This is a genomic window from Inquilinus sp. (genome assembly GCF_057815775.1).
Window position 1 is genome coordinate 1 of record NZ_JBYRFX010000757.1, and the last position, 4,643, is coordinate 4,643.

5 protein-coding genes, 1 pseudogene and 1 riboswitch are annotated in these 4,643 nt (G+C 67.8%); of the genes and pseudogenes, 2 read left to right on the forward strand and 4 right to left on the reverse strand.

Features of this window, described 5'->3' with window-relative positions; genetic code table 11:
* Entirely contained in the window at positions 1 to 1,272 is a 1,272-nt protein-coding gene (glyA, locus tag AC3XYG_RS26565; RefSeq protein ID WP_489142884.1) for a serine hydroxymethyltransferase, read from the reverse strand.
* 55 nt (positions 1,273 to 1,327) lie between these two features.
* Positions 1,328 to 1,411, reverse strand: a riboswitch (ZMP/ZTP riboswitch).
* A 151-nt stretch (positions 1,412 to 1,562) separates the two neighbouring features.
* Between glyA and nikR the strand changes: the two genes are divergently transcribed.
* Positions 1,563 to 2,048 carry a nickel-responsive transcriptional regulator NikR gene (gene nikR, locus AC3XYG_RS26570; protein WP_489142885.1) on the forward strand — a complete coding sequence of 162 codons (486 nt, stop codon included), beginning with the start codon at positions 1,563 to 1,565 and terminating at the stop codon, positions 2,046 to 2,048.
* A gap of 48 nt (positions 2,049 to 2,096) precedes the next feature.
* Positions 2,097 to 3,134, forward strand: a complete 1,038-nt coding sequence (locus tag AC3XYG_RS26575; RefSeq protein WP_489142886.1) for a HoxN/HupN/NixA family nickel/cobalt transporter — start codon at positions 2,097 to 2,099, stop codon at positions 3,132 to 3,134.
* Here AC3XYG_RS26575 and AC3XYG_RS26580 read toward each other — a convergent pair.
* From AC3XYG_RS26580 to AC3XYG_RS26590, 3 genes and pseudogenes are all read right to left on the reverse strand, one after another.
* The gene (locus tag AC3XYG_RS26580) at positions 3,131 to 3,466 is read right to left on the reverse strand and encodes a tRNA-binding protein (protein ID WP_489142887.1); all 336 of its coding nucleotides are present in this window, start codon (positions 3,464 to 3,466) and stop codon (positions 3,131 to 3,133) included. The genes AC3XYG_RS26575 and AC3XYG_RS26580 overlap by 4 nt on opposite strands.
* A gap of 115 nt (positions 3,467 to 3,581) precedes the next feature.
* Positions 3,582 to 4,016 (reverse strand): phasin family protein, encoded by a 435-nt coding sequence (locus tag AC3XYG_RS26585; protein WP_489142888.1) that lies wholly within the window; start codon positions 4,014 to 4,016, stop codon positions 3,582 to 3,584.
* Between the two features lie 237 nt (positions 4,017 to 4,253).
* Positions 4,254 to 4,643, reverse strand: a pseudogene (locus AC3XYG_RS26590) (TetR/AcrR family transcriptional regulator); the annotation flags it as partial.

The following is a 4,643-nucleotide window of genomic DNA, read 5'->3' on the forward strand; positions in this document are numbered from 1 at the left end:
TCACCCCGGAATCGGGAAACGCCTCGCGACATCGCGCACCGCATTCGCCAGCGCCGGCTCCGGTCGGGCGCCGGTGACGGCGTCGATCACCAGATCGGCCAGCATCCGCATCTGGCCCTCGCGCATGCCACGGGTGGTGACGGCCGGCGTGCCCAGCCGCAGGCCGGAGGGGCGCAGCGGCGGGCGAGTGTCGTCCGGCACCACCTGCTTGTTCGAGACCAGGCCGATGCGGTCCAGCCGCTGCTGCGCCTCGTCGCCATCGATGCCGAAGCTGGCGGCAACGTCGACCACCATCAAATGGTTGTCGGTGCCGCCGGTGACGAGCTGGGCGCCCCGCGCCGCCAGCGCGACCGCGAGGGCCTTCGCATTGTCCAGCACCCGCCGGCTATAGGCCTGGAACTCCTCCTGCGCCGCCAAATGCAGGGCAGTGGCCAGCGCCGCCACCTGGTCCATGTGCGGGCCGCCTTGCAGGCCGGGGAACACCGCCTGGTCGATCGGCTTGCGGAACGGCTCGCGGCACAGGATCAGCCCGCCGCGCGGGCCGCGCAGCGTCTTGTGTGTCGTGGTGGTGACGACGTCGAAGCCGGCGGCGACCGGGTTCGGCAGCGACCGGCCCGCGATCAGCCCGCCGATATGCGAGACATCTGCCATGGTGATCGCCCCGACCTCGTCGGCGATCGCCTTGAAGGCGGCGTAGTCGATGTCGCGCGGGTAGGAGGAGAAGCCAGTGATCAGCAGCTTCGGCTTCTCGCGCCGGGCGATCTCGCGGATCGCGTCGAAGTCGAAGCCGCCGCCCGGCAGGGTGCCATAGCGCACGAACCGGAAGATCCGGCCCATGGCCGAGACCGGCGCGCCATGGGTCAGGTGGCCGCCATGCGACAGGTCCATCGCCAGGATGGTGTCGCCGGGGTCGAGCAGACCGAAATACACCGCCTGGTTCATCGGCGACCCCGACAGCGGCTGGACATTGGCGTGCTCGGCCCCGAACAGCGCCTTGGCGCGGGATTGGGCCAGCGCCTCGATCTCGTCGGCATGGGCGTTGCCGCCATAGTAGCGGCGGAACGGAATGCCCTCGGCGTATTTGTCGGCGAAGACCGAGCCGAGCATCGGCCGGATCTCGGGGAAGGCATGGTTTTCCGAGGCGATCAGGGTCAGGCCCTGGCGCTGCCGCCGCTCCTCGCGCTCGAGAATCGCCGACGCTTCGGGGTCGGCCGCTTCCAGCACGGCGCGGGGGTCGAGATCGGCGGGGACGGGTTCGGGTTGGTGCTGCATGGTGATCTTCGTTTCGATGCCCGGGACACAAAGGAATCGCCGACCAGCTTCCGGAGAAGGCTGCCCAGGCGAACGGCATCGAGACGGTCTTCCGCGCTTCCTCGGGGTACTCCCCGTTTCGCCAGTCACGCGGAAGGTATGGCTGATCTTGCGACCGCGGGAATGATCGGCGGGACCCGGCGCTGCGTCAATCTCGATCAGGCACCCGCCCCCGGCCATCTTGCGATCGGCAAAATGTCGGATGTATGCTGATTCTGACAGAACATCATACACCGGACGGGAATCGAGCGATGGAGCGGCTGACGATCAGCCTGTCCGAGGAGTTGGCGGCCGAGCTGGCGGAGTTCGAGACACGCTACCACTACGCCAACCGGTCCGAGGCGGTGCGCGACCTGGTGCGCCTGGGGCTGGAGCGCGCCCGCATCGACCACGGCCTGTCCGGCCAGTGCATGGCCACGCTGTCCTATGTCTTCAATCACCACACCCGCGAGCTGTCGCGCCGGCTGACGGATGCACATCACCATCGCCACGACCTGCAGGTCGCGACGATGCATGTCCATCTCGACCACGACGAATGCCTCGAAGTGTCAGTCCTGCGCGGCGAGGCCTCGGCGGTGCGGGACTTTGCGAAGACGGTGATCGCCGAGCGCGGCGTCAAGCATGGCCAGGTCAGCTTCGTGCCGGTCACGCTGGAGGCCGGCGCCCACACGCATGGCCCGGCGGGGCATGAGCACCCGCACGACCACCCGCATCTGCACACGCATCCGAAAGACTGACATGACGCATGAGGCGGGACCGGCAGGCGCCGGCCTGGAGGGACACCGATGCTGAGCCCCTTCGACGACCAGCCGGCGCGGATCAAGACCAAGGTCGGCACGACCTATGGCCTGCTGATCGCGGCGAATATCGCGGCCTGGATCTGGGCCTGGACCGCCTTCGCCGACCGGCCGGCGCTGCTCGGCACCGCCTTCCTGGCCTATATGTTCGGCCTGCGGCACGCCTTCGACGCCGACCATATCGCCGCCATCGACAACGTCGTGCGCAAGCTGATGCAGGAGGGCAAGGCCCCCTACTCCGTCGGCTTCTTCTTCTCGCTGGGGCATTCCTCGATCGTCATCCTGGCCTCGATCGCCATCGCCGCGACGGCGGCGACTCTGCAGGGCCGGCTGGACCAGTTCCACGAGATCGGCGGCGTGATCGGCACCGTGGTGTCGGCCCTGTTCCTGCTGGTCATCGGCTTGGCCAACCTGTTCATCATGAAGGGCATCTGGTCGGCCTTCGGCCGGGCGCGGCGTGGCGAGCGGATCGTCGACGAGGATCTCGACATGCTGCTGGCCGGCCGCGGCCTGCTGGCCCGCCTGTTCCGGCCGCTGTTCCGGGTCGTCTCCCGGTCCTGGCACATGTACCCGATCGGCTTCCTGTTCGGGCTGGGCTTCGACACCGCCACCGAGATCGGGCTGCTCGGCATCTCCGCCACCCAGGCGGCGCAGGGCCTGTCGTTCTGGACGATCCTGGTGTTCCCGGCCATGTTCACCGCCGGCATGTCGCTGATGGACACGACCGACAGCGCGCTGATGACTGGTGCCTACGGCTGGGCGTTCGACAATCCGGTCCGCAAGCTCTGGTACAATCTGACGATCACGGCCGCGTCGGTCGTCGTCGCCATCTTCATCGGCGGCATCGAGGCCCTGGGGCTGATCGGCGACAAGCTGGGGCTGGAAGGCGGGGTCTGGGACATCATCGGCGGCCTGAACGACAACCTCGCCAATTTCGGCTTCGCCGTCGTCGGCATCTTCATCGCCAGCTGGCTGATCTCGACCGCGATCTACCGGGCCAAGGGCTACGACCGGCTCCAGGCCTAGTACAAGCGCCCACCATTCGGCACCGGCCGCTCGATCGCCGCCAGCACGACATTGCCGTCGGCATCGGGGAAGCCCAGCACCAGGATCTCGGACATGAACTTGCCGATCTGCTTCGGCGGGAAGTTCACGACGGCCGCAACCTGCCGGCCCAGCAGCGCGTCGGGCGTGTACAGCGCGACCAGCTGGGCCGAGCTGCGCTTCTGTCCGATCTCGGGCCCCAGGTCGACCGTCAGCTTGTAGGCCGGCCGGCGCGCTTCCGGGTACGGGTCGACCGCCACAATGGTGCCGACGCGGATGTCGACCTTGGCGAAATCGTCGTAGCTGATGGTCATGCTGCCCTCTGCGTTGCAGGCCGCAGACTGCCGCGCGGAATCCGGCAGGGCAAGCCGGCACGGAATGCAAAAGGCCGCCCGGAGGCGGCCTTTCGATTCGCGTAAGAAGCCGGGATCAGCGCTTGGCGGCCGGGGCCTTCAGCACGGTCTTGAGTTCGTCAAAGCTGGCGCTGACGCGCTTGCTGACGATCTCGGCGGCCTCGGTGTTGGACTTGGCCAGCAGCTCGGCCAGTTCCTTCATGTCGGTGATCGCCTTTTCGAAGGCGGCCTTGGCCAGCTCGGTCTGCTTCGCCAGCTTCTCCTGCGGCGCGCCCGGGGTGGCGACGGAGGAAAACTGCGCCTGCAGCTCGGCCAAGTTCTGACGCAGGATCTCGCCCTGGCGGCGGGCGAAGGCCTGCACACCTTCGGCGGCGGTGCGGTTGGCGGCCGTCAGCGCCTCGATATTCTTGCGCTGAGCCTGCAGCACGGCGTCGACATCGACGCCCGGCAGCTTGAATTCGCCCAGCACCTTGCTGAAATCGACGTCCCAGACCGGCGGAACCTTGGTCATCGCCCAACTCCCGGTTGCACAAGAATGCAGCACCTTACACGCGGTGCCCCTGTCGCAAAAGGAAAATTGTGCACTGCAACAAAGCCGTCACTCAGAGTCTGTTTGGAAATGCGCTGGCGAGAGTCGGTTGGCGGTGGTTTCGAGAACCGGCGCGCAGCGGACGTTTGGTTCCGTGAGCACCGGAAGCGGAGAAACCGCCGTCAGGCGGCCGCGCCAGTAGCATTACCAAACGGGCTCTCAGTGCAGCGTCGGCTCCTGCCCCTGCACGGCCGCCGTGGCTTCCGTGTTGGCCGGTGCGTCGACGGCCCGCGCGGCGCGGCTGCGACCGAAGCTGTTCTGCCACTGCTCGGCCTGGCGCAGGCGCTGGTCCAGCGCCTTCATGGTGCGGTCGAGCTCCGGCGAATCGTCCTTCTCCCAGATGCGCAGCACCAGCAGATAGACCAGGCCGAGCGCCCGCACCCGGGCCCGGCCCAGCAGGCCCCTGGTCGGGATGCCGGCGGATTGCAGGGTCCAGCGCATCGACAGTTCGAGCTGGCGGGCCTGGATCAGCGCCGACAGCGGGTCGAGCCGCAGGTCGCGTAGGATCGCCTTGACTCCATCCCGATGGGCGGACAGCAGGTCGAAGCG

What these genes read in the sequence shown, in the direction of transcription:
- glyA (WP_489142884.1), bottom strand. Translation starts at nt 1,272, where the DNA reads ATGCAGCACCAACCCGAACCCGTCCCCGCCGATCTCGACCCCCGCGCC.
- nikR (WP_489142885.1), top strand. Translation starts at nt 1,563, where the DNA reads ATGGAGCGGCTGACGATCAGCCTGTCCGAGGAGTTGGCGGCCGAGCTG.
- AC3XYG_RS26575 (WP_489142886.1), top strand. Translation starts at nt 2,097, where the DNA reads ATGCTGAGCCCCTTCGACGACCAGCCGGCGCGGATCAAGACCAAGGTC.
- AC3XYG_RS26580 (WP_489142887.1), bottom strand. Translation starts at nt 3,466, where the DNA reads ATGACCATCAGCTACGACGATTTCGCCAAGGTCGACATCCGCGTCGGC.
- AC3XYG_RS26585 (WP_489142888.1), bottom strand. Translation starts at nt 4,016, where the DNA reads ATGACCAAGGTTCCGCCGGTCTGGGACGTCGATTTCAGCAAGGTGCTG.